This is a genomic window from Sphingomonas sp. Leaf230 (assembly GCF_001421745.1).
GTDB lineage: Bacteria > Pseudomonadota > Alphaproteobacteria > Sphingomonadales > Sphingomonadaceae > Sphingomonas.
Genome location: NZ_LMKW01000008.1, coordinates 577,882 through 600,821 on the forward strand (window position 1 = coordinate 577,882; position 22,940 = coordinate 600,821).

Sequence of the window (22,940 nt, forward strand, 5' to 3'; positions counted from 1 at the left end):
AGAGGCCCGCATGCGCAAGTCTTTCCTCTTCACTTCCGAATCGGTCTCCGAAGGCCATCCCGACAAGGTCGCCGACCAGATCAGCGACACGATCGTCGACCTGTTCCTCGCCAAGGACCCCGAGGCACGCATCGCCTGCGAGACGCTGACCACCACGCAGCTCGTTGTCCTCGCCGGCGAAATCCGCTGCAAGGGCGTCTACGAATATGGTCGCGCCGAGTGGAAGGACACGGACTTCTGGGCGCCCGGTGCCAAGGCCGAAATCGAGGCGGCTGTCCGCAACACCGTCAAGGAAATCGGCTACGCGCAGTCGGGCTTCCACTGGGAGACGTTCCGCTTCGAGAACAACCTCCACGGCCAGTCCGCGCACATCGCGATGGGCGTCGATGAGAGCGGCAACAAGGACGAGGGCGCCGGCGACCAGGGCATCATGTTCGGTTACGCGACCGACGAGACCCCCGGCCTGATGCCCGCTACGCTGTATTACAGCCACAAGATCCTCGCGAAGATGGCCGAAGATCGCCACTCGGGCGCCGCGCCGTTCCTCGAGCCCGACGCGAAGAGCCAGGTCACGCTGTCGTACGAGAACGAAGTGCCGGTCGGCGCGACCGCGCTGGTGGTCTCGACTCAGCATGCCCCGGGCTATTGCGAGAAGGGCGACAACGCCGATCCCGCCAAGTACGCGGTGCTGCGCGACTATGTCATGGGCGTGTTCAAGGACGTGCTGCCCGACGGCTTCATCACCGACGAGACCGCGATCTACATCAACCCGACCGGCCAGTTCGAGATCGGTGGCCCCGATGGCGACGCTGGTGTGACCGGGCGCAAGATCATCGTCGACACCTACGGTGGCGCGGCACCTCATGGTGGTGGTGCGTTCTCGGGCAAGGATCCGACGAAGGTCGATCGTTCGGCAGCCTATGTCGCGCGGTATCTGGCGAAGAACGTCGTTGCTGCGGGGCTTGCGCGTCGCTGCACGATCCAGCTGAGCTATGCGATCGGGATTGCCGAGCCGCTGTCGGTGTATGTCGACACGCATGGCACGGGCACCGTTGAGGAGGCCAAGCTCGAGGCGGTCCTGCCGAAGCTCGTTCGCCTGACGCCGAAGGGCATTCGCGAGCACCTCAAGCTGAACGCGCCGATCTACAAGAAGACGGCGGCGTACGGGCATTTCGGTCGTGAGCCCGAGGGTGACACGTTTACGTGGGAGAAGACCGATCTGGTCGACGCGCTGAAGGCTGCCGTCGCCTGATAGCGACGCCTCTTGAGGTTGCGAAAAAGCCTCCCGCGGACCAGTCCGCGAGAGGCTTTTTTATTGTGAGCTGAACTCCAGTCCCTCTCCCCGCCGGGGAGAGGGACTGGGAGGAGCCGCTTGGCGACGGAAGGGTGAGGGGCTTTGGAGGAGAGGGTCCGAGCCCCACTCCCCCTCACCTTCCCACCCGGCTTCGCCGTGCGGGCCCCTCCCTCTCCCCGAGGGGAGAGGGTTAAAAAGGACAACGAGCGTTCCGCTTGCCAAGCTGTCCTTCGATACGCCGCTTTGACAGGCTCAGCAGCTACTCAGGACGAGCGGGGGAAATTTGGGCATGCCGCTGCTCGGTCAGGATCTGCCACGCCGTCAGGAACAGCGCCGCAACCAATGGGCCGACGACGATGCCGCTGAGCCCCACGACCTCGATCCCACCCAACGTCGTCACCAGCACGATGTAATCCGGAATCCCCGTGTCACGCCCGACCAGGATAGGCCGGAGGATATTGTCGGCCAAGCCAATCACCACGACGCCCGAGACGATCACGACCACGCCCTGCCAGATCGCACCAGTCGCCAGCAGGTACACCGCGACCGGTACCCACACGATCGCGGGCCCGAGCGCGGGCAGCAGCGACGTCAGCGCCATCAACAAGCCCCAGAGCAGGGCGGCGGGCACGCCGACGATCCAGAAGGTCAGGCCCCCGAGCGCACCCTGGACGAGCCCGACGATCACCGATCCCTTGATCGTCGCACGCACTACCGCGACGAACTTGTCGACCAGTTTCACCGCAACCGAATGCTCGAACGGCAACGCGCGGCGGATCGCAGGTCCGACCTTGTCGCCGTCGCGGAGGAGGAAGAACGTCACGTACAGGCCGACGCCGAACGACAGCAGGAACGCGGCCGCGTTGCGGCCGATCGACAGTGCCTGCCCCGCGATCGAGCGGACGCTGTTGCCGAGGATGTTGGACACCCGCGACTGCGCCTGTTCGAAGCTGTTGAGCCCGGCCTTGTCCAGCGCACCCTGGATCCGGTTCGGCATCGCGTCGTGGATCTGCTGGAAATACGCGCCAAAGTTGATCTGGCCGCTCTGCAGCTTGGCGTAGACCGAGGCGGACTGGTCGATCATCAGGCTGCCGATGAACAAGGCCGGCACGATCACCGCGACGAAGATGATAAGCAGCGTCAGTGCCGCCGCCAAGTTGCGGCGGTCGGGCCAGCGCTTGAGCAGCCACTGGTACAGCGACTGGAACAGGATCGCTGCCAGCGCACTCCACAGCAACGCTGCCGCGAACGACGATACGACCACGCACAACGCGATCGTGATCGCCACCAGGAAGGTGATGAAACCCCCCGTTTCCAGTCGACGCCTGTCGATCATTGCCGTGTCCCCTGTCGTCGTATTGGCCGGTCGAGCCGGTTCGTTTCAGAACGTCAAAACCGCCCCCCGGTGCGTACCGGAAGGCGGTCAGACGCCGGCGCTGGTGTGCGCCTACAAAATCAACGGAGCTTTTCGCTGCCGTTGACCAGTGCATCCTTCTGCGCCTGCGGCATCGCCTGCGCGTTCACGTCTGCGTCGTCGATCGCGTCCGACTGGCGGTCGCCGTCCTTGCGGACTGCCTTGGCCTGCTCTTCAAGATTGTCGGCGGTCGCTTCGAGTGCATCGGCGCGGTTGTCCGCGGCCTTCTCGACCTGGCTGCCGAGCTTGTCATCGCCCTTGCCGCCGCATGCTGCGAGCGAGACGGCCATGGCGGCGAGCGTGACGGCGATGGAAAGCTTCTTCATGGGGATAGTCCGTTCTGGTTACGATGCGGAAGCAACCGTCACGCGGGCGTAACGGTTCCGCTATCCCCTTGCCCGTCCTCACAAATATCGATTTCGCCGCAATCTGTGGTCAACGGGTAACACTCGGGTTGCGTCGAACCGCTCAGGCCTTGGCATGCTCGATCAGCAGGGGCGCCTTGCTGGCCACCGCCGTCTCGACCACGGGCGCGACCCGGTCGAAAACCGCGCTGACGAGCGCTTCGGCGATCCAGCCGACCGCTGCACCGACGACGAGATCGGAGAGGTAATGCTTCCCGTTCACCGGTTGCGCCGCCGCGACGGCGCCAGAGATCAACGCCGCCGGACCACCGGCGCCCGTGATGTCGCGCGAAGCGGCACGTGCGACCGCTACCGCGCCGGCAGTATGGCCCGACGGGAACGAGGTCTGGTCGTGATCGTCGCTCTTGCCCGGTTCGAACCGCGCCTTGCCGCCCTCGATCGCCTTTTCGGGGCGGGTGCGGTCGACCGACGCCTTGATCGCCGACTTGACGAAGGTCGCCGCCGCGTGCGCCGCCAGCATCCGCACGCCGCCACGGATCACGTCCGGCCTGCGCGCGATCAGGCCGATCACGACCGTGCCGATCGAGGTCGCCACCAGCTGCGGCTGGTCGCCGATCTCGGCGAGGAACCCGGTCGCCTTGACCAGCGGCTGGTCGCGGTGCTCGGCGGCCTTGTGCGTCGCCTTGCGGTCCGCCTTCTCGACGGCCTTTGCGGCGTCCTTGGTCTTGCCCATCAGTTTTCGCCCTGTCCGTCCATTTCACCGCGCACCTGTGCATGCGCGAGCAAGGCGAACAACCCCGCACCGCCCAGCAAGTTGCCGAGGATCGCCGGTACCATCAGGCCGCCGAGCGCTTCGACCACGCCGACCTTACCCGAAAACACCAGCAGCCACGCCTCCACCGATCCGACGATCGAATGGCTGAACGCAGCGATCGCGACGACATAGGTGATCGCGACGATTACGAGGAACGACTGTTCGCGCGCATTCGGCAGCGACCAGGCGAGGATCGCGATCATGAACCCGGCCGGGACCGCGTTGACGAACGTCGCACCCGGCGAGAGTTCGGTGATCGCCATCGAAACCTCGATCATCGCCGTACGAAGCTCGCTGCCGCCGAGCAGGCCCGCGGCGATCATCCCGCCGGCCAGCGCCGTCCCGATGAGGTTGGCGCCCAACACGACGCTCCAGAGCCGCAAGGTGCGCCGCAATGCCCAGCCCGACGGCTTAGTCACCAGCGGCAGCATCGCGGTGATCGTGCTCTCGGTGAACAACTGCATCCGCCCGAGGATCACGACCAGGAACCCGATCGGATAGCCGAGCGAGACGATGATCGTCCGCCACGGCGTATCGGGCAGCGCGTGGTGCAGCGCGCCTTCCGCGATCAGCGAACTGGCGATCGCCATGCCCGCGGCGAGCCCGGAGAAGAACAGCGACGACACCGGACGATCGAGTTCTTCCTCGCCCTCCTCGCGAACCGCCTTGTGCAGGTCCTGCGCATCGGCGGCCTTAAGATCCTCGACGTCTTCGCCGGGCGGATTGGAAGCGTTGTCGACCATTACGAGACTGCAACGGTCCGCGTCGCGCTTTGCTCCGGCGCAATCGCCCGCTAGAGCGCGCGGCGATGAACGATCCTTCTGTTATCCGCCGCCTCTATGGCCGTCGCCAGGGCCACAAGCTGCGTCTCGGCCAAGCCGCGCTCGTCGAGGAAACGCTCGCCGACCTGTCGGTGCCCGAGGAAGGCCCGATCGATGCGATGACGTTGTTCGGCGACCACCGCCCCCTCCACGTCGAGATCGGCTTCGGTGCAGGCGAGCATCTGGCGGGACAGGCCGCGATGAACCCTGACGTCGGCTTCATCGGCTGCGAGCCGTTCCTCAACGGCGTGGTCGGTGCGCTTGCGCACATCCGCGACGGCGAGCTGACCAACGTCCGGCTGCACATGGGCGATGCGCTGGAGGTGATCGAACGCCTGCCCGACGCAAGCCTGGACCGGCTATACCTGCTGCATCCCGATCCCTGGCGGAAGGCACGCCACGCCAAGCGCCGCATGGTCAACCACGGCCCGCTCGACACGATCGCCGCCAAGCTCAAGCCCGGCGCGGAATTCCGGCTTGGCACCGACGATCCGACCTATTGTCGCTGGTCGATGATGATCATGAACGCGCGTCGCGATTTCGAATGGCAGGCGAAGACGCCCCACGATTTCCTGACCCGTCCCGACGACTGGCCCGAGACGCGGTACGAACGCAAGGCCCGGCGGCAGGGCCACGAGGTCTGGTACTACCGCTACCTGCGGGTCTGACCCGGCGGCGGCGGTTCGGCAGTCAGGTCGCGATACCGCCGCCGATCGCGCGGACGGTGTCGACCGCGATCTGTAGCCGCGTGCTCTGCACTTCGAGCAACAGGCGTTGCGCGTCGAGCGCCGCGGTCTGCGCCGTCACCACGTCGAGATAATCGGATGCGCCGTCGCGGTAGCGGATGAGCGCAAGATCGCGCGTGCGCTCGGCGGCGCGGGTTGCGGCCAGCTGGTCGCGTTCCTGGGCCACCAGGGCACGCGAGCGGGCGAGGTCGTCCTCGACTTCGCGGAAGGCGGTGAGAACGGTCGAGCGGTAGGATGCGGCCGCCTCGTCATATTGCGCGCGGCTAATGCGCACGCGGGCACGCCGTGCACCGCCGTCGAAGATCGCGAGTGCGGCGGATAGCGGCCCCAATGCCCAGAAGCTGTTCGAGGCGCGGAGGATGTTGCCGTTGCCCGCCTCGAACCCGCCCGACCCGCCGAGCGTGAGCGACGGGTATTGGGCTGCGCGTGCCACGCCGATCTGGGCGTTGGCGGCAGCGATCCGGCGCTCGGCCGCGACGATGTCGGGGCGGCGTTGCAACAGCGTCGACGGCACGCCGACGGGGATCGCCGGCGGACGCTGCAATGTGTCCGCTACGGGAATTGCGAAGGTCGAGGGGGTCTCGCCAACCAGAGCGGCGATCGAATGCTCGAACGCCGCGCGTGCGCCGGCGACCGCCGACAGTTCCGCGCGCGCGCTCGACAGCAACGCGGCCGAGCGGCTGACGTCGATTCCCGAGGCTATGCCGCCGGTATGACGCGTGTCGGTCAGGTCGTAGGCGCGCTGGAACGCCGCGACGGTCTGGCGCAGCAACACCGTACGCGCATCGAGACCGCGCATCTGGAAATAGGAATCCGCGAGCGACGCCTGGAGCCCGAGACGGACCGCGACCACATCCTGCGCGCTGGCCTGCGCCGAGGCGGCATCGGCGCGGACCGAATTGCGGACGCGGCCGAACAGGTCGATCTCGTACGCCAGCGACGCGCCGACCGAGAGATTGTTGTACGTCGCGGCGTTACCCGGCGAGAGCGGTCGGCCGGCGGATACGCGCGAACGGCCGCCGTCGGCCCCTACCGATATCGACGGCAGTAGCGCGGCACGGGACTCGCCGAGCAGACCGCGCGCCTGGTCGTAGCGTGCCACGGCGGCGGCGAGATCGGGATTGCCCGCATCGATCCGCGCTTCGAGTGCGGTCAGCGTCGGATCGTCGAACGCGGTCCACCACGCGGCGGGGAGCGATGTGTCGGTAGCGGCTCGCTGCCAGGGCCCCTGCCCTTGCGGTCTGAGTTCCTTGTACGCCGCCGCGGCGGGGCTCGGCGGGATGCTGTACGGCGGCGCGAGCGAGCACCCGGCCAGGCTTGCCGCCGCCGCCATACCCAGCCTAGCGCTTCGCACGGGCGGGTCCTGTCGAAGGCGCGATACGGACCGGGTCGCCGGTCTGGAGCGAGTCCGGCGGGCTGTCGATCACGCGGTCGCCGGCGGTGAGGCCTGCGCTGATCGCGACGCTGTCGCCATCGTCGCGGCCGATCGTGATCGTCTTGAGATGCGCCTTGCCGTCGCTGCCGACGACCGCGACCTGCGTGCCCTTCGCGCCGATCACCAGCGCGCTCGACGGCAGCCGTACGCCGGTGCCGCCCGCACCGACCGGGAACTTGACCTGCGCATAGGCGCCCGGTTTCAGCGCACGATCAGTGTTCGCCGCCTGCAACTCGACCAGCACGGTGCCCGACTGCGGGTCGACCGCGTCGGCGCTGCGGGTCAGCGTCACGTCGAAGGCGCGTCCCGGATATTCGGGCACGGTCAGCGTCGCGTGCATCCCCTGCCGGGTCTGCCCCGAATAGGCCTGTGGCACGCGGACATAGATGCGCATTCGGTTCACGTCGGCGATCGTGAACAGCGGGGTGGACGCGGCCGTCCCTGCGGTCACCAGTGCGCCGACCTGAGTCGAGCGGCTCGTGACGACGCCCGAGAACGGCGCGGTCAGGCGGGTAAAGCCCTGCAACGCGCCGAGCCGGCGGACGTTGGCCGACGCGGCGCTGGCGATCGCGGACTTGGCGGCGAGGTCGCCGATCTTCTCGTCGGTCTCCTGCTTCGACACCGCATCCTTGGCGAGCAGATCGCGCCAGCGGGTGGCGGTCGATGCAGCGAGCGACTGGTTGGCGCGGGCGGTCTGGAGATCGGCCTGTGCGGCGGCGACCTGCTGGTCGACCTCGGGCGCGTCGAGGATCGCCAGCGTCTGACCGGCGCGGACCGGATCGCCGATGTCGACGAACCATTTGCGGATATAGCCCGTGGTCCGCGCGTAGATCGCCGCGCTGTTATATGCCTGGACGTTGCCCGGCAGCGTCAGCGCGTCGCTCGCGCCCTCGGCGGTCGGGCGGATCACGGTGACGATCGGGGTCGACTGTGCGGTCGTCCAGGTCGCGAGTTGCGAGTCCGAGCGGTGCCGCGTGAAGATGCCGAACGCCACCAGCGCCAGCGCGATCACCGCCGCGACGATGCCGACTTTCTTGAGCGACCCGCGCTGCGGTTCGGTGGCGACGGGATCCGGATGAACGATCTCAGACATGCGCTTCCTCTAAAATCTCGTCACGGCGGGCTTTGGCGGCGGCGCGTTCTGCGTCCTTGCGGTGCACGAGGCTGAAGATGACGGGCACGAACATCAGCGTCGCGAACGTCGCGACGATCAGCCCGCCGATCACCGCACGGCCGAGCGGCGCGTTCTGCTCGCCGCCCTCGCCGAAGCCGAGCGCCATTGGCAACATGCCGATGATCATCGCGAGCGCGGTCATCAGCACCGGGCGGAAGCGGGTCATCCCCGCCTCCATCGCCGCCTTGTGCGAGTCCCCGAGTTCGGCAAGCCGCTCGCGCGCGAAGCTCACGACCAGGATCGCGTTGGCCGTCGCGACGCCCATGCACATGATCGCGCCGGTCAGCGCCGGAACGGACAAGGGCGTGCCGGTCAGGAACAGGATCCAGACGATGCCGGCGATCGCGCCGGGCAGCGCGGTGATGATGACGAACGGATCGAGCCAGCTCTGGAAGTTCACGACGATCAGCAAGTAGATCAGCACGATCGCCCCGATCAGCCCGAAGAATAGCCCTGAGAACGCGCTGTTCATCGTCGCATACTGCCCGCGCAGCGCGACCGTCGTGCCCTTCGGTGCGGACGCCTTGGCATCGGCCAGCACACGCTTGATGTCACCCGCCACCGCGCCGAGATCGCGGCCATTGGGGGTCGCGTAGATGTCGATCGCCTGCGCGATGTTGTAGTGCGAGACGACGGCGGGCGAGGTACCGCGGACGACCGTGGACAGCCCGCCGAGCACCTGCGACGTACCGCCCGCATTGGTGCCGGTGACGGGGATGTTCGACAGGTCGCTCATCGATCCGACACGGTATTCGGGAGTCTGCGCGACGACGCTGTACGACACGCCGTTCTCGGGGTTGAGGTAATAGACCGGCGCGGTCTGGACCGTGCCCGCGAGCGAGGACCCGACGCTGGCGGTGACGTCGCGCTCCGTCAGCCCGAGTTGGCCGATCCGGCTGCGGTCGATGTTGACGCGGAGTTCCGGGTAGCGCGCCGATTGCTGGATGCGCGCATCGGCAACGCCCGGGATCGCCGCGATTTTCCGCAGCAAAGTCCGTGCGTAGGCGTAGTTGCCCGCCGCATCCTTGCCGGTGATCTGCACGTCGATCGGCGCGGGCGCACCGAAGTTCAGGATCTGGCTGGTGATGTCGGCGGGCAGGAACGAGAAGGTCGCGCCGGGGAACGCACCGGGCAACGTCTCGCGCAGCTTGCGCACGTAATCGGCGGTCGGCGCATGCTCGTGCGCGAGCTGGATCAGGATGTCGCCGTCCTGCGGACCGATCGTGCCGGAGTTGTTGTAGGTCGCGTTGATCGAGCTGACCGGCAGGCCGATGTTGTCGACCACCGACACGAGTTCGTTCGCGGGGATGATCTGGCGCACCCTCCGCGCGATCCGGTCGAACTGCGCCGACGTGCTCTCGATCCGGCTGCCGATCGGCGCGCGGACGTGCATCGTGATCTGGCCTGCGTCGACCGCGGGGAAGAAGTTCTGGCCGAGGAACGGGATCAGCAGCATCGACAGCGCAACCACCGCCAGGAAGCCGAGCAGGAACGGCTTGCCGGTCGCCAGCGCGCGCTCCAGCAGGCGACCATAACCGCCTCGAAACCGCTCGAACCGCGCCTCGAAACCGCGCTGGAACCGGACGAGCGGATTGCGCGACGTCGGCGTGCCCGCGGCATGGACGTCGCCCGCATGCGGCTTGAGCAGGTACATCGCCATCGTCGGCACCAGCGTGCGCGAGAGGACGAACGACGCGATCATCGCGAACACCACCGACAGCGCGAGCGGGACGAACAGGAAGCCCGCGACGCCCGGCAGGAAGAACATCGGCACGAACACGATGCAGATGCACAGCAGCGACACGAACGCCGGGGTGACGATCTGCGCGGCGCCGTCGAGGATCGCCTGGCGGACGCTCTTGCCCTGCTCCAGATGCCAGTTGATGTTCTCGATCGTCACCGTGGCATCGTCGACCAGGATGCCGACCGCGAGGCTGAGGCCACCGAGCGTCATCACGTTCAGCGTTTGCCCAGTCGCCGACAGCGCGATGATCGCGGCGAGGATCGCCAGCGGGATCGAGATCGCGATGATGACGGTCGAGCGCCACGACCCGAGGAACAGCAGGATCATCAGGCTGGTCAGCGCGGCGGCGATCGCGCCTTCCTTGACGACGCCCTCGACCGCCGCCTTCACGAACAGCGACTGGTCGCCGATCGGCACGATCTTGAGGCTGTCGGGCAAGGTCGCCTGGATCGCGGGCAGCGCGTCCTTGATCCCCTGGACGATCGCCAGCGTCGAGGTCGAGCCGTTCTTGAGGATCGTCATCACCACCGACCGCGACCCGTCGACATGGACGACGTTGGTCTGTGGCGCGCTGCCGTCGCGGACATGCGCCACATCGCGCATGTAGATCGTCGCGCCGTTGACGACCTTGACCGGCAGGTTGTTCAACTCGTCGATCGAGCCCGGCGCGTTGTTCAGGCGGACATTATACTGGAACCCACCGATCTTCGCGAAGCCGGCCGGGTTGATCTGATTCTGCGCGGCGATCGCGAGGCCGACGTCCTGCGCGGACAAGCCCTTCGACTGCAGCGCCTGCGGGTCGAGATCGATCTGCACCTGACGCTGACGCCCACCCGATGGATACGGGATCGCCGCGCCCGGCACGGTGACGAGGCCGGGGCGAATCTGGTTGACCGCGGTATCGAACAATTTGCCCTCGGACAGCCCGACGCCCGACAGCGCGAGCTGCAGGATCGGCACGGTCGAGGCGCTGTAGTTGAGGATCAGCGGCGGAGTGACGCCCGGCGGCAACTGGCGGAGCACCGTCTGCGACACCGACGTGACCTGCGCAGTGGCCGTGCGGATATCGGCGCCCGGCTGGAAATAGATCTTCACCACGCCGATGCCCGGCATCGACTGGCTCTCGATATGGTCGATGTCGTTGACGGTGGTCGACAGCACGCGCTCGTACGGCGTGATGATCCGCCCCGCCATGTCGTCGGGTGATAGGCCTTGATAGGTCCAGGCGGCGGCGATCACCGGCACCTTGATGTCGGGGAAGATGTCGACCGGAGTCCGTACGGCCGCCAGCACGCCGACGACCGCGACCAGAATGGCCATGACGATGAAGGTGAGCGGGCGCGATAGGGCGACCCTGACGATACCGATCACGGAGAGACTCCAATCCGAACGCGGCACGACTGGTGGCGACTCCCGGAGCCGCCAGACCTGCCCGACAATTCCCCTTTGCGGCAGCGCAGCAGGGAAATGCAAGGGTCAATGTTGCTTACGTTTCTGGCGCGATGGCCGCGAACGCACGCGTACCGGTCGCTATGCGCGCGGTCCGGTGATTTCGACTGAGGGTGGAGCGGGTAACGGGAATCGAACCCGTGTATTCAGCTTGGAAGGCTGCTGTACTACCATTGTACTATACCCGCATCGCCTTGAAATCATTGGATTTCCAAGACTGTGCCGATCTCCGTTCCAATAATCTTTCCGTTGGAATTCCAACGGGCGAACGGGAAGAGCCCTCCGCTCTTATTCAAACGGTCCTGTCGGTGCAAGCCGCTAGCCGTCGCGGCACGTCACATACCGATCGACGTCGGGCGCGCGTCCTGTGCTAGATCGCCGACTCAATCCTGAACCGGAGCGCTGCCATCGTCGGGCCAAGTGTCATCGTCGCGATCCTGACCTATGGCGCGTTGCTGTTCGGGATCGCCTGGATCGTCGACCGGCGCGGGCTGTCGGCGCGGCTCCAGCGGATCGCCTATCCACTGTCGATGGCGGTGTATTGCAGCAGCTGGACGTTCTTCGGCGGGGTCGGCACGGCGGCGACGCGGGGGTGGGATTACCTAGCCATCTATCTCGGGCCGGCTTTGGTGTTCCTGCTCGCACCGAAGTTTCTCGCGCGGCTGGTAAGGTTGGCGCGCGAGGAAGGGTCGAGTTCGATCTCGGACTTCATCTCCGCGCGCTATGGGCGCAGCCGGGGGACGGCAGCGATCGTCGCGGGGACAGCGTTGCTTGCGTCGGTGCCGTATATCGCGCTCCAACTGCGATCGGTGACGCTGAGTTTTGGCGCAATCGCGGGCGTGGGGAGTTCGGCGGAGGTCGGTACGTTCGTCGCGCTGTTGCTGGCGGTGTTCGCGATCGTCTTTGGCGCGCGGCGGTATGAAGTGGCGGGGCGCAACCCCGGCGTGGTCGCGGCGATCGCGGCGGAGTCACTGATCAAGCTGGTGTGTTTCGTGGTGCTCGGGGTGGTGACGGTCGCGTTGCTCGCTGACGTGCCGGCCGAGACGCTGGCACCGCCGGTGGCGCGGCTTCGGTCCGGCTTCACCTGGGGTACGCTGACGTCCGATTTCTGGGTGCGGACCTTGTTGTCGGCGCTCGCGATCCTGTGCCTGCCGCGGCAATTCTATGTTGGCGTGATTGAGGCGCAGGGTCCGGAGTCGGTCGCCCGAGCGCGGGCGCCGTTCATCGCGTACATGGTAGTGATCTCGCTGCTCGTGCTGCCGCTGGCGCTCGCCGGGATGACGCTGTTGCCGGATGGTGCAGAGCCCGATCTGTATGTGCTGGCGGTGCCGTTGCAGCAGGGACATCACCTCGTCGCGTTGCTCGCGTTTTTGGGTGGCTTCTCGGCGGCGACGGCGATGGTGGTGGTCGAGACGATCGCGTTGTCGACGATGGCGACCAACGACCTGCTCGCGCCGCTGTTGCTGCGGCGGCACGGCGAGGCGGGCGAGGGCGAACTCGGCCGGCGGATGCTGCGCGTGCGGCGGGTCATCATCGCCGCGATCGTCGCGGTTGCGCTGGTGTATGGCCGGAGTCTTGGTGCGGACCTGCCGCTGGCGTCGATCGGGCTGATCGCGTTTGCGGGCGTCGCGCAGTTCGCGCCTGCATTGATCGCAAGCGTGGGGTGGAACTTCGCCAACCATACGGCGGCACGCGCCGGGCTGGTCGGCGGCGTGATCGTCTGGATTTACTGCCTGTTGCTGCCGTCGATCGGCGAGGGTGTCGGGCCGGCGCTTGCGCAGTTCACGCGCGGGTGGCTCGATCCGGATGCGCTGCTTGGGTGGCGTATCGGCTCGCCGTTGGTCAATGGCACGGTGTGGAGCCTCGGCGTCAACGTCGCGCTGATGGCCGGGCTGCATTTGCGCGAGCGGCATCGGGGGAACGCTGCGCTCGATCACGTCACGACTTTGGGCGAATTGCGGATGCTGGTCGCGCGGTTCGTCGGCGATGGCGAGGCGGAGGCGATCGGGGTGGCGTCGCCGGACTTGCGCGCGCCGATCGACGGGCCTGCCGCGCGCACTGCCGAGCGGTTGATCGCGGGCGTGATCGGCGCGCCGTCGGCGCGCAAGATCGTCGCGTCGAGCATTGCCGGGTCGGCGATCGACGTCAGCGACGTGGTGCGGCTGCTCGACCAGCGCGGGCGATCGCTGCGGTTCTCGCGCACGCTGTTGTCCGCGACGCTGGAGACGATCGATCCGGGTGTCAGCGTGATCGATGCGGACCTGCGGCTGGTCGCGTGGAATCCGCGCTATGTCGAGATGTTCGACTATCCCGAGGGCTATGTCGTCGTCGGGCGCTCGATCGCCGACCTGATCCGCTACAATGCCGAGCGCGAGGGCATCGCGGGCGATATCGCGGCGCATGTCGGTCGGCGGGTGGCGCATCTCGCGCGCGGGACGCCGCATAGTTTCGAACGGCAACGGCCATCGGGGCGGTGGATCAAGATGGTCGGGCGGCCGATGCCGGGCGGCGGGTACGTCCAGAGCTTCACCGACATCACCGCGGAGAAGGAGGCGCAGGCCGATCTCGAGGCGCGGGTCGCAGCACGGACGCAGGACCTCGCGCGGTCGAACCACATGCTGGGCGAGGCGCGCGCGATCGCCGAGACCGCGACGCGCGACAAGACGCGGTTCCTGGCGGCGGCGAGCCATGACCTGTTGCAGCCATTGCATGCGGCGCGGCTGTTTTGCGCGGCGCTTGCGGAGGACAGGGCGCCGCATCAGGCGGAACTGGTGCGCGCGATCGATGGCGCGATCGGGTCGGCGGACACGTTGCTGCGCGCGCTGCTCGACGTGTCGCGGCTCGATGCGGGGGGCGTGGTGCCGAAGGTCGAGCGGTTTGCGTTGGGGCCGTTGATCGACGAGCTGGCGGTGCAGTTCCGGCCGTTGGCGGGTGAGCGTGGGCTCGTGCTGGCGGCGCATCCCGGTGTGTTCAGCGTGGCGACGGATCGGTCGTTGCTGCGGTCGATCCTGCAGAATTTCCTGTCGAATGCGGTACGCTATTCGGCGGACGGGCGGATCTGGATCGGCGCACGACGGCGGGGCGACGATGTGCTGATCGAGGTGCGCGACAACGGGCCGGGGATCGCTGCTGGGGACCGCGAGCGGATCTTCGAGGAGTTCGAGCGGCTGGAGAGCAAGGGCAGCGCGGGCGGTGGTGTCGGGCTGGGGCTGGCGATCGTTCGGCGGATCGCGCGATTGCTTGGGGTTGCGGTCGAGTTGCGGTCGGAATTGGGGCGGGGGACGACGTTTGCGGTAAGGGTGCCGCTTGCGCCGGCCGGGCTGGACGTTTTGTTGCCAACGCCTCTGGCCAGCCGTGCGCTGGTGCCGGGGTTGCGGGTGCTGTGTCTCGACAATGATGCGACGATCCTCGCGGCGCTCGATGCGGCGTTGCGGGCGCGGCGGTGCGTGCCGTTGCTGGCGGCGACGATCGCGGAGGCGATGGAACTGGCGGCGGACGAGGAACCGGATGTGGCGCTGGTCGACTTTCATCTGGACGAGGTCGAGGACGGGCTGGATGTTGTTGCGCGGTTGCGGGCGATGACGCCGGCGCCGGCGATTGCGCTGGTGACGGCGGATCGCGCGGTGGCGGAGGATGTGCGGTGTGCTGGGCTGGTGGTGTTGACGAAGCCGGTGGTGCCGGCGGATTTGTGGCGGTTTATCGAGGATGCGTCTGCGGCGGCGGCGCTGGGGAGTTGAGGCTTCTCGATCCTCCCCCGCCAGGGGGAGGTGGCAGGCGTTTGCCTGACGGAGGGGAGGAAAGGGAGAACTGCTGTTGCGTGTTCCTCCCCCTCCGTCGCCTTCGGCGCCACCTCCCCCTTGCGGGGGAGGATTGAGGCACGAAGCCACGCCTTCATCCTGACGAAAGTCAGGATCCAGAGCCATGATCGGGGTGGGTGGTATCCTGGGTCCTGACTTTCGTCAGGATGACGTTGAGGCAGTACGTGGCGCGCGATTAGTCGGCGAAGTGGATGTCCATTGCCCGGGCCGCGAGGACGGCTTGCGTGCGGTTCTGGACGCCGAGTTTGCGGAGGATCGCCGTCATATGACCCTTCACCGTGCCTTCCGAAATGCCGAGGTCGAAGGCGACTTGCTTGTTCAGGCGGCCGGCTAGGACGCCAAGGAGGACTTTGAGTTCGGTGGGGGTGAGGCTCGCAACGCGCGTCGCCATGTCATCGACGGGGGCGCCATCGACTGGCGCGTCGCGTTCGCCGGAGAGGGCTCGGGCTACGGCATTTTCCAACGTGGCGAGATCAGCAGTTTTCGAGACGAAGCCTATTGCGCCGTATGCCCTCGCACGCGGTGCAGCCTCGGCTTGGTCGGCCGAGGAGATCACCATGATCGGCGTGTCGGGGCGTTCGGCGTGCAGCAGCGCGACGCCCGCGAAACCTTCCGAGCCCGGCATCCGCAGATCGAGCAGGATCAGGTCGAGACGCTCCGCCCCCCGCGCCGCATCGACCGCCTCGCAGAGTTGCCCGGCCTCGATCACCACCGCATCGGGCGCGGCACGGCTGACCGCCAGTTTGAGCGCCTGGCGGAACAGCGGGTGATCGTCGGCGATTAGGATCGTGCGCGTCATGCCGGTACGGGGATAGCCTCCTCGCGGCCGGCGATCAGCGCGTCGACCACCGCGGGATCGGCGAGCGTCGAGGTGTCGCCGAGCTGGTCGAGCTGGTTCTCCGCGATTTTCCGCAGGATGCGGCGCATGATTTTCCCCGAGCGGGTCTTGGGCAGCGCGGGGGCGAACTGGAGGATGTCGGGGGTCGCGATCGGGCCGATCTCGCGGCGGACCCACTGGACGAGCTCTTTGCGCAATTCCTCGCTCGGCTCGGCGTTCGCGTTGAGCGTGACGTAGGCGTAGATGCCCTGGCCCTTCACGTCGTGCGGCATGCCGACGACCGCGGCTTCGGCGACCTTCGAATGCGCGACGAGTGCGCTCTCGACCTCGGCCGTGCCCATGCGGTGGCCGCTGACGTTGATGACGTCGTCGACGCGGCCGGTGATCCAGTAATAGCCATCCTCGTCGCGGCGGCAGCCGTCGCCGGTGAAATACTTGCCGGGGTAGGTCGAGAAGTATGTCTGGAAGAAGCGCTCGTGATCGTTCCACACGGTCCGCATCTGGCCGGGCCAGCTGTCGGCGATGACGAGGTTGCCCTCGACCGCGCCCTCCAGCACCTTGCCGTCCGCATCGACCAGTTCGGGCAGCACGCCGAACAGGGGTTTCGTTGCGCTACCGGGCTTGAGTGCGGTTGCGCCGGGCAAAGGCGAGATCATGTGGCCCCCCGTTTCGGTTTGCCACCAAGTGTCGACGATCGGGCAACGGCCGTCGCCGACGACGCTGTGATACCAGTTCCACGCCTCGGGATTGATCGGTTCGCCGACCGAGCCGAGCAGGCGCAGCGACTTGCGGCTGGTGCGCGTCACCCAGTCGTCGCCCTCGCGCATCAGCGACCGGAGTGCGGTCGGTGCGGTATAGAGGATGTTCACCTGATACTTATCGACGATCTGCCAGAAGCGGCTGTGATCGGGATAGTTCGGCACGCCCTCGAACATCACGGTGGTCGCGCCGTTGGCGAGCGCGCCGTACAGCGAATAGGTGTGGCCGGTGACCCAGCCGACGTCCGCCGCGCACCAGAAGATCTCGCCGGGCCGGTAGTTGAAGACGTATTCGTGCGTCATCGACGCCCACACCAGATAGCCGCCGGTCGAGTGGAGAACGCCCTTGGGCTGGCCGGTCGAGCCGCTGGTGTAGAGGATGAACAGCGGGTCCTCTGCGTTCATCGGCTCGGGCGCGCAGTCGGTCGACTGGCCCTCGACGCAGTCCGCATACCAGCAGTCGCGGCCTTCGGTCATCGTGACCTTGCCGCCGGTGCGGCGGACGACGATGACGGTCTCGACCGCGAGATCGCCGTGGTCGAGCGCGGCGTCGACATTGGCCTTCAGGGGCACGGTCTTGCCGCCGCGGAGCCCTTCGTCGGCGGTGATGACGATGCGGCTGTCGCAATCGTGGATGCGGTTGCACAGGCTCTCGGGCGAGAAGCCGCCGAAGACGACTGAGTGGATCGCGCCGATCCGTGCGCAGGCGAGCATCGCGAACGCCGCCTCGGGGATCATCGGCAGATAGATCGTGACGCGGTCGCCCTTCCTGACGCCATTCGCCTTCAGCGCATTGCCGAGCTTCGAGACCTCATCGCGGAGTTCGGCATAGCTGATCTTGCGGTCGTCGGCGGGGTCGTCGCCTTCCCACAGGATCGCGGTCGCGTCGGGGCGCGTCTCGGCGTGGCGATCGACGCAGTTCGCGGCGACGTTGAGCTGGCCGTCCTCGAACCAGCGGATGTGGAAGTCGCTCTCGTCGAACGAGGTATCCTTGATCTTGGTCGGCGGCACGATCCAGTCGAGCCGCTTGGCCTCCTTCGCCCAGAACGCGTCGGGATCGGTCGCGGCCTCGGCATACATCCGGTCATAGGCGGCGGCATCGATCAGGGCGTCCTTCGCCCATTCCGCGGGGACGGGATAGCTTGCCTCGGTCATCTGGCTCTCCTTTTGCCGCGCTGTACGCGGTCGCGTTCGGGCGATCATCCCTAACCAAAGTAAGGGATGGACGCAGGTTCGCAATGCGCCATGATGACGGCGCTGCTATCCACGCGTCAGATCAGTGGAAGAGAGCAGAGACGGGGATGACACGTATGGCGTTTACGAAACGGCTGGCCTTGACGGCCTTGTTGGCTGGTACCGCGCTGGTGCCGGGCATGGCGCAGGCGCAGACCGCGCGTGAGGTCGAACTCGAGACGCGGTTGAAGGCGCTGGAGGCGGCGGTGCAGGATCTGCGCGGCGAGCTGAACGCGGCGCGGGCAACGGCGGCGACCGCGCCCCAGCCTGCTACTCCGGCGACATCGACCTCCGCACCGACGGCGGTTGCGTCCGCGCCGAACGATCTGCATCCGACCGCGCCGATGGGCCCGACCGCGCCGACCGCGCTCGCCGAAGCGAAGGCACCGGGCGCGGCGCCGTCCACCGACGGGTTCAAGGTCGCGGGGACGACGGTCAAGCTCAACGGCTTCATTAAGACCTGGGCATCGGTCAGTCGCTACAGCGGGGGCAACATCGCGCCGGAATCGGTCGGTCGCGACTTCTATTTTCCGAGCATGACCCCGGTCGGTGGCCGCAACGAAGGCAACAGCGTCGAGGCACACGCCAAGCAGACGCGGATCGTGCTGGGCACCGAAACGCCGATCGCCGGTCATACGCTGAAGGGCCTGCTCGAAGTCGATTTCCAGGTCGTGCCGGGGACTCAAGGCAACCAGCGCGTCGTCAACGGCTACAACCCCGGCCTGCGCCGCGCGTTCTTCACGTTCGACGATTGGCTGTTCGGGCAGGAGTGGACCAACTTCCAGTATATCGGTGCGCTGCCCGAGACGACCGACTTCATCGGTCCGTCGGAAGGCACCGTGTTCGTCCGCCAGGCGCAGATCCGCTACACGCGTAAGCTCAACGACACGCTGTCGCTGTCAGTCGCGGCCGAAAACCCGGAGACGGCATCGACCAGCCTTGTGTCCGCAACGATCGTCGAGAATGCCGACGATCGCCTGCCCGACGTCACCGCGCGGCTCAACTACAAGACCGCGTTCGGCGAGTTCTCGCTGGCCGGCCTCGCGCGCCAGCTGACGATCGATACGGGTGCGCTCAAGGACAGCGCGACCGGCTGGGGCGTGTCGTTCGCGGGCAAGGTACCGCTCGATGCCAAGGGCCGCTCGGATATCCGCTTCATGGTCACGCACGGCGACGGGATCGGCCGCTATGTCGGTCTCGATCTCGCCCCCGACGCGGTGTTCGTGCCGGTGGTCGGCGCGCGGCTGTATACGCCAAGCCTCACCGCAGGGTTCGCGGCATTGAAGCTCGGCTGGACCGACAAGCTGCGCTCGACCTTCATCGGCAGCGTCCAGTCGATCGATTACCCGACCGGCGGTGAGCCCGTCGGCGCGAGCGACTCGGCGTGGAGCGCGTCCGCCAACCTGTTCTACTCGCCGATCAAGAACATCGACCTCGGCGTCGAATTCCGTCACGCCGAGCGCGAACTGGTCGACGGGCAGGTCGGCAAGATGGACCGTGGCGAGCTCGCGGCGCGGTACTCGTTCTAGCGCATGATTTCACGATCCTCCCCCGCAAGGGGGAGGTGTCGCCGAGGGTGACGGAGGGAGAGGATGCGGAACAATGGTCATCGCGTTCCTCCCCCTCCGTCAGGCAAGTGCCTGCCACCTCCCCCTGGCGGGGGAGGATCGGCAAGCCGCTTGGCCGGCATTTCTAGTTTTTCATAAGTCGGCAGAGATCGGCTGTTCCACCCAATTTTCCTTCTGAGAGGACACTGCCATGGCGACTACAACAGGGGATGCTTCGCCCCTCGGGCACGTGAAGCAGAGCCAGCCGCTCATCATCATCGCGTCGTCGCTCGGCGCGGTGTTCGAATGGTATGATTTCTATCTCTACGGCCTGCTGGCGACGATCATCACCGCGCAGTTCTTCTCGGGCGTCAACGAGACCACCGGGTTCATCTTCGCGCTCGCAGCGTTCGCGGCGGGGTTCGCGGTGCGGCCGTTCGGTGCGCTGGTGTTCGGACGGATCGGCGATGTCGTTGGGCGCAAGAACACCTTCCTCGTGACGATGGCGATCATGGGCCTGTCGACCTTCCTGGTCGGCCTGCTCCCCAGCTACGCCTCGGTCGGCGTTGCCGCGCCGATCGCGCTCGTCGTGCTGCGCCTGTTGCAGGGCCTCGCGCTCGGCGGCGAATACGGTGGTGCCGCGACCTATGTCGCGGAGCACGCACCCGACAAGAAGCGTGGGCTGTTCACCAGCTTCATCCAGACCACCGCCTCGCTCGGGCTGTTCGCGGCGCTGCTGATCGTCATCGGCGTACGTACGCTGGTGGGCGAAGAGGCATTCGCGGCATGGGGCTGGCGTATCCCGTTCATCGTCTCGATCGCGCTGCTGGCAGTGTCGCTCTGGATCCGCATGCAGCTCGAAGAGAGCCCGGTGTTCCAGAAGATGAAGGACGAGGGCAAGACCTCGAAGGCGCCGCTGACCGAAGCGTTCGGGCAGTGGAGCAACCTCAAGGTCGTGCTGATCGCGCTGTTCGGTGCGGTCGTCGGCCAGGGCGTCATCTTCTATACCAGCCAGTTCTACGCTTTGTTCTTTCTCGAGAAGAACCTGCGCGTTGACGGACCGACTACCAATATCCTGATCGCGATCGCGCTCTTGATCGCCACGCCGGCGTTCATCTTCTTCGGCTGGCTGTCGGACAAGATCGGGCGGAAATACATCATCCTGACGGGCTGCGCACTCGCGGCACTGACGTACATGCCGCTGTTCCATGCGCTGTCGAAGGCCGCCAACCCGGCGCTCTATGCGGCACAGGCCAATTCGCCGGTGAGCGTCGTCGCCAATCCCGACGAATGCTCTGTGCAGTTCGATCCGGTCGGCAAGAACAAGTTCGACAGCAGCTCGTGCGACATCGCCAAGGCGTATCTGGCGAAGGCCGGCATCTCCTATGCCAACGTGATCGCACCCGCGGGCACCGTCGCGCAGATCCACATCGGTGGCACGACCATCCCGGTCGTCAACCCCGCGGTCGTCTCGGGTCCTGAGAAGGCAGCGGCGATCAAGGCGTTCGGTGCGGAAGTGAAGACCGCCCTGACATCGGTCGGTTACCCTGAAAAGGCGGACCCGGCACAGATCAACAAGCCGATGGTGATCGCGATCCTCGTCCTGCTCGTGCTGTACGTGACGATGGTCTACGGCCCGATCGCCGCGCTGCTGGTCGAGTTGTTCCCGACGCGGATCCGCTACACTTCCATGTCGTTGCCTTATCATATCGGCAATGGCTGGTTCGGCGGGTTCCTGCCGACCGCGGCGTTCGCGATGGTCGCGGCGACGGGGGATATTTACTACGGCCTTTGGTATCCGATCGTCGCCTGCGCGGTGACGGTGCTGGTCGGGCTGGTGTTCCTGCCCGAGACGTTCCGTCGGTCACTGCACGGCTAAGGTCTTCGGCCTGTAGTTGAACGACGAAGGGGTCGGTTTGGGTGAACCCAAATCGACCCCTTCGCTATTCCGACGCTGTCACACCCGCCGCCCGATACGCTGGCGGCAAGGATCGTGACGACTTCGTTCAGTAGGTCGACGCGTTCGTCGACGATACCGAACCATAGCGGCCACGCTCGGCAACGACTTCGTCGCGCGTGTATGCAGGCGCTGCCTCGTCGAACCGCGTCCAGCCGTCCTGGCGATACGCTGCACCACGAGTGGTCGCATCGACCGAACGATGACGATCGAGAACCGCTTCGGCCTCGGTCGCGAGACTGTCGTCGACGCGTGCGCTGAGCAACGTGCCGCCGCGACGGACGCCTTCCGAATAGACATGTGCTTCGTCATCGGTGTGACCCGCGTCTTTCAGTGCGCCGACGATCGTGCCGGTGGCGGCACCGCCCGCTGCACCGATACCGGCACCGACGACCGTCGACGCGAGCCAGCCGGCTGCAACGATCGGCCCCAGGCCCGGGATGGCGAGCAGGCCGAGACCAGCGAGCAGGCCGCCGACGCCGCCGACGGCCGCACCGGTCGAGACACCACGGCTGACATCGCCACGATCGTTGACGTCGTCCAGCGACGTGTCGTGATCGCCATGCCCGCCATCGGCGTTGTTCGCGACGATGCTGATCGAGTCATGTGGCACGCCGAGACGCTCGAGATCGTTCAGTGCCGACTTCGCATCCGAATAGTCGTCGAACAGGCGGGTAAGGGTCTTGGTCATCGTTTCTCTCCTGGAAAAATGGATCAGCGTGCGGTCAAATTGCCCTTGTAGTCGAGCCCGACATTGACCTTCTTGCCGGCCTTGGTCGCGCTGCCGCGCCAGACGCCGTCCCTGTCCTTCGCCAAGCGCGAGACCGACTGGTAGCCGGCCTTGGTCAGTCGACCGCGAGCCTGGTCTTCGGAGAAGGAATTGGCGCCTTTGGCCGGTGCCGCGACATGGGCGGCATCGTTGTTCTTGACGGCCGGGTTGTGCGCGCCGGCATGCGTTGCGGTCTGCGCGACGGCGCTGGAGGCCAGCAGCATTGCGCCGCATGCCATGAATGCTCGAACGGTCATGATACTCTCCTGGGTTTCTGGTTTTGAAAACGGGGATGGTCGCCGAGTGGGAGGCGGCATGTCGACCACGCCGCCCCCCGGTCCGATCAGCGAACCGTACCGCGACGAAACATGTTGACGATCGCGAGCAGGATCACCGCGCCGACCAGCGAGATCAGGATCGACTGGATGTTGAGCGCGCCGTCCATGATCGATGCACCACCGATCAGCGGCGTGATCAGGAAGCCGGCCAGCAACGCGCCGACGATGCCGACGACGATGTTGAGGAAGATGCCCTGCTGCGCATCGGTGCGCATGATCATGCTGGCGACCCAACCAATGAGCCCGCCGACGACGAGAAGAATGATGAGGTTCATGATGAGGCTCCTGGACGATAATGATACTGGGTGATGGTACAGGAGGCTCAACAGTCGGGGTCGACGATCCGTTCAGTTTCGGCGCCGCGCCAGGATTTTGCGATTGGTGCTCACGTACCGGTCGCATTAGTATAAATATAGCGCCAGGCAC

The 22,940-nt window shown here is 66.5% G+C and carries 17 protein-coding genes and 1 tRNA gene; 5 read left to right on the top strand and 13 right to left on the bottom strand.

Features of this window, described 5'->3' with window-relative positions:
* The first annotated feature begins 10 nt into the window (after window positions 1-10).
* Window positions 11-1,252, top strand: coding sequence for a methionine adenosyltransferase (metK, locus tag ASE82_RS08245; protein WP_056061311.1), 1,242 nt, complete (start codon window positions 11-13; stop codon window positions 1,250-1,252).
* Window positions 1,253-1,553: 301 nt separating this feature from the next.
* On the opposite strand, the gene ASE82_RS08250 is transcribed toward metK, so the two are convergent.
* From ASE82_RS08250 to ASE82_RS08265, 4 genes are all read right to left on the bottom strand, one after another.
* On the bottom strand, window positions 1,554-2,630 hold the full coding sequence (locus tag ASE82_RS08250) for an AI-2E family transporter (RefSeq protein WP_056061314.1): 1,077 nt from the start codon (window positions 2,628-2,630) through the stop codon (window positions 1,554-1,556).
* 119 nt (window positions 2,631-2,749) lie between these two features.
* Window positions 2,750-3,034 carry a hypothetical protein gene (locus ASE82_RS08255; protein WP_056061318.1) on the bottom strand — a complete coding sequence of 95 codons (285 nt, stop codon included), beginning with the start codon at window positions 3,032-3,034 and terminating at the stop codon, window positions 2,750-2,752.
* A gap of 142 nt (window positions 3,035-3,176) precedes the next feature.
* Entirely contained in the window at window positions 3,177-3,806 is a 630-nt protein-coding gene (locus ASE82_RS08260; RefSeq protein WP_056061321.1) for a phosphatase PAP2 family protein, read from the bottom strand.
* Entirely contained in the window at window positions 3,806-4,630 is an 825-nt protein-coding gene (locus tag ASE82_RS08265; RefSeq protein ID WP_056061324.1) for a formate/nitrite transporter family protein, read from the bottom strand. The genes ASE82_RS08260 and ASE82_RS08265 overlap by 1 nt, the downstream gene beginning before the upstream one ends.
* A gap of 65 nt (window positions 4,631-4,695) precedes the next feature.
* Between ASE82_RS08265 and trmB the strand changes: the two genes are divergently transcribed.
* Window positions 4,696-5,376 carry a tRNA (guanosine(46)-N7)-methyltransferase TrmB gene (gene trmB / locus ASE82_RS08270; RefSeq protein ID WP_056061327.1) on the top strand — a complete coding sequence of 227 codons (681 nt, stop codon included), beginning with the start codon at window positions 4,696-4,698 and terminating at the stop codon, window positions 5,374-5,376.
* Window positions 5,377-5,398: 22 nt separating this feature from the next.
* On the opposite strand, the gene ASE82_RS08275 is transcribed toward trmB, so the two are convergent.
* The 4 genes from ASE82_RS08275 to ASE82_RS08290 all read right to left on the bottom strand — a co-directional run bounded on the left by ASE82_RS08275 (window position 5,399) and on the right by ASE82_RS08290 (window position 11,444).
* Window positions 5,399-6,808 (bottom strand): efflux transporter outer membrane subunit, encoded by a 1,410-nt coding sequence (locus ASE82_RS08275; RefSeq protein ID WP_235524619.1) that lies wholly within the window; start codon window positions 6,806-6,808, stop codon window positions 5,399-5,401.
* Window positions 6,795-7,982, bottom strand: a complete 1,188-nt coding sequence (locus ASE82_RS08280) for an efflux RND transporter periplasmic adaptor subunit (protein ID WP_056061332.1) — start codon at window positions 7,980-7,982, stop codon at window positions 6,795-6,797. Before ASE82_RS08280 ends, ASE82_RS08275 begins: the two co-directional genes overlap by 14 nt.
* The gene (locus tag ASE82_RS08285; protein ID WP_056061335.1) at window positions 7,975-11,178 is read right to left on the bottom strand and encodes an efflux RND transporter permease subunit; all 3,204 of its coding nucleotides are present in this window, start codon (window positions 11,176-11,178) and stop codon (window positions 7,975-7,977) included. Before ASE82_RS08285 ends, ASE82_RS08280 begins: the two co-directional genes overlap by 8 nt.
* Before the next feature lie 192 nt (window positions 11,179-11,370).
* Window positions 11,371-11,444: transfer RNA gene (locus ASE82_RS08290), tRNA-Gly, on the bottom strand.
* A gap of 264 nt (window positions 11,445-11,708) precedes the next feature.
* Here ASE82_RS08290 and ASE82_RS08295 point away from each other — a divergent pair.
* On the top strand, window positions 11,709-14,993 hold the full coding sequence (locus tag ASE82_RS08295; RefSeq protein ID WP_056061338.1) for a hybrid sensor histidine kinase/response regulator: 3,285 nt from the start codon (window positions 11,709-11,711) through the stop codon (window positions 14,991-14,993).
* A gap of 256 nt (window positions 14,994-15,249) precedes the next feature.
* On the opposite strand, the gene ASE82_RS08300 is transcribed toward ASE82_RS08295, so the two are convergent.
* A complete protein-coding gene (locus ASE82_RS08300) occupies window positions 15,250-15,873 on the bottom strand; it encodes a response regulator transcription factor (protein WP_056061342.1) in 624 nt (207 codons plus the stop codon).
* On the bottom strand, window positions 15,870-17,825 hold the full coding sequence (gene acs / locus ASE82_RS08305; protein WP_056061345.1) for an acetate--CoA ligase: 1,956 nt from the start codon (window positions 17,823-17,825) through the stop codon (window positions 15,870-15,872). Before acs ends, ASE82_RS08300 begins: the two co-directional genes overlap by 4 nt.
* Window positions 17,826-17,980: 155 nt before the next feature.
* Between acs and ASE82_RS08310 the strand changes: the two genes are divergently transcribed.
* Both ASE82_RS08310 and ASE82_RS08315 read left to right on the top strand, forming a co-directional pair.
* Window positions 17,981-19,432: a DcaP family trimeric outer membrane transporter gene (locus ASE82_RS08310; RefSeq protein WP_235524620.1), complete on the top strand. Its 1,452-nt coding sequence runs from the start codon at window positions 17,981-17,983 to the stop codon at window positions 19,430-19,432.
* 229 nt (window positions 19,433-19,661) lie between these two features.
* A complete protein-coding gene (locus tag ASE82_RS08315; protein WP_056061348.1) occupies window positions 19,662-21,329 on the top strand; it encodes an MFS transporter in 1,668 nt (555 codons plus the stop codon).
* A 127-nt stretch (window positions 21,330-21,456) separates the two neighbouring features.
* Here ASE82_RS08315 and ASE82_RS08320 read toward each other — a convergent pair whose 3' ends face one another.
* The 3 genes from ASE82_RS08320 to ASE82_RS08330 form a co-directional block, all read right to left on the bottom strand.
* Entirely contained in the window at window positions 21,457-22,098 is a 642-nt protein-coding gene (locus ASE82_RS08320) for a general stress protein (RefSeq protein ID WP_056061351.1), read from the bottom strand.
* A 23-nt stretch (window positions 22,099-22,121) separates the two neighbouring features.
* Window positions 22,122-22,433 carry a hypothetical protein gene (locus ASE82_RS08325; RefSeq protein WP_056061354.1) on the bottom strand — a complete coding sequence of 104 codons (312 nt, stop codon included), beginning with the start codon at window positions 22,431-22,433 and terminating at the stop codon, window positions 22,122-22,124.
* Window positions 22,434-22,519: 86 nt separating this feature from the next.
* The gene (locus tag ASE82_RS08330; protein ID WP_056061356.1) at window positions 22,520-22,789 is read right to left on the bottom strand and encodes a GlsB/YeaQ/YmgE family stress response membrane protein; all 270 of its coding nucleotides are present in this window, start codon (window positions 22,787-22,789) and stop codon (window positions 22,520-22,522) included.
* Window positions 22,790-22,940: the final 151 nt, after the last annotated feature.

Bases quoted from the DNA above. Each gene is read 5' to 3' on its own strand.
- ASE82_RS08250 (WP_056061314.1), bottom strand. From the start codon at position 2,630: ATGATCGACAGGCGTCGACTGGAAACGGGGGGTTTCATCACCTTCCTG.
- trmB (WP_056061327.1), top strand. From the start codon at position 4,696: ATGAACGATCCTTCTGTTATCCGCCGCCTCTATGGCCGTCGCCAGGGC.
- ASE82_RS08310 (WP_235524620.1), top strand. From the start codon at position 17,981: ATGGCGTTTACGAAACGGCTGGCCTTGACGGCCTTGTTGGCTGGTACC.
- acs (WP_056061345.1), bottom strand. From the start codon at position 17,825: ATGACCGAGGCAAGCTATCCCGTCCCCGCGGAATGGGCGAAGGACGCC.
- ASE82_RS08300 (WP_056061342.1), bottom strand. From the start codon at position 15,873: ATGACGCGCACGATCCTAATCGCCGACGATCACCCGCTGTTCCGCCAG.
- ASE82_RS08265 (WP_056061324.1), bottom strand. From the start codon at position 4,630: ATGGTCGACAACGCTTCCAATCCGCCCGGCGAAGACGTCGAGGATCTT.
- ASE82_RS08255 (WP_056061318.1), bottom strand. From the start codon at position 3,034: ATGAAGAAGCTTTCCATCGCCGTCACGCTCGCCGCCATGGCCGTCTCG.
- ASE82_RS08260 (WP_056061321.1), bottom strand. From the start codon at position 3,806: ATGGGCAAGACCAAGGACGCCGCAAAGGCCGTCGAGAAGGCGGACCGC.
- ASE82_RS08325 (WP_056061354.1), bottom strand. From the start codon at position 22,433: ATGACCGTTCGAGCATTCATGGCATGCGGCGCAATGCTGCTGGCCTCC.
- ASE82_RS08315 (WP_056061348.1), top strand. From the start codon at position 19,662: ATGGCGACTACAACAGGGGATGCTTCGCCCCTCGGGCACGTGAAGCAG.
- metK (WP_056061311.1), top strand. From the start codon at position 11: ATGCGCAAGTCTTTCCTCTTCACTTCCGAATCGGTCTCCGAAGGCCAT.
- ASE82_RS08330 (WP_056061356.1), bottom strand. From the start codon at position 22,789: ATGAACCTCATCATTCTTCTCGTCGTCGGCGGGCTCATTGGTTGGGTC.
- ASE82_RS08280 (WP_056061332.1), bottom strand. From the start codon at position 7,982: ATGTCTGAGATCGTTCATCCGGATCCCGTCGCCACCGAACCGCAGCGC.
- ASE82_RS08320 (WP_056061351.1), bottom strand. From the start codon at position 22,098: ATGACCAAGACCCTTACCCGCCTGTTCGACGACTATTCGGATGCGAAG.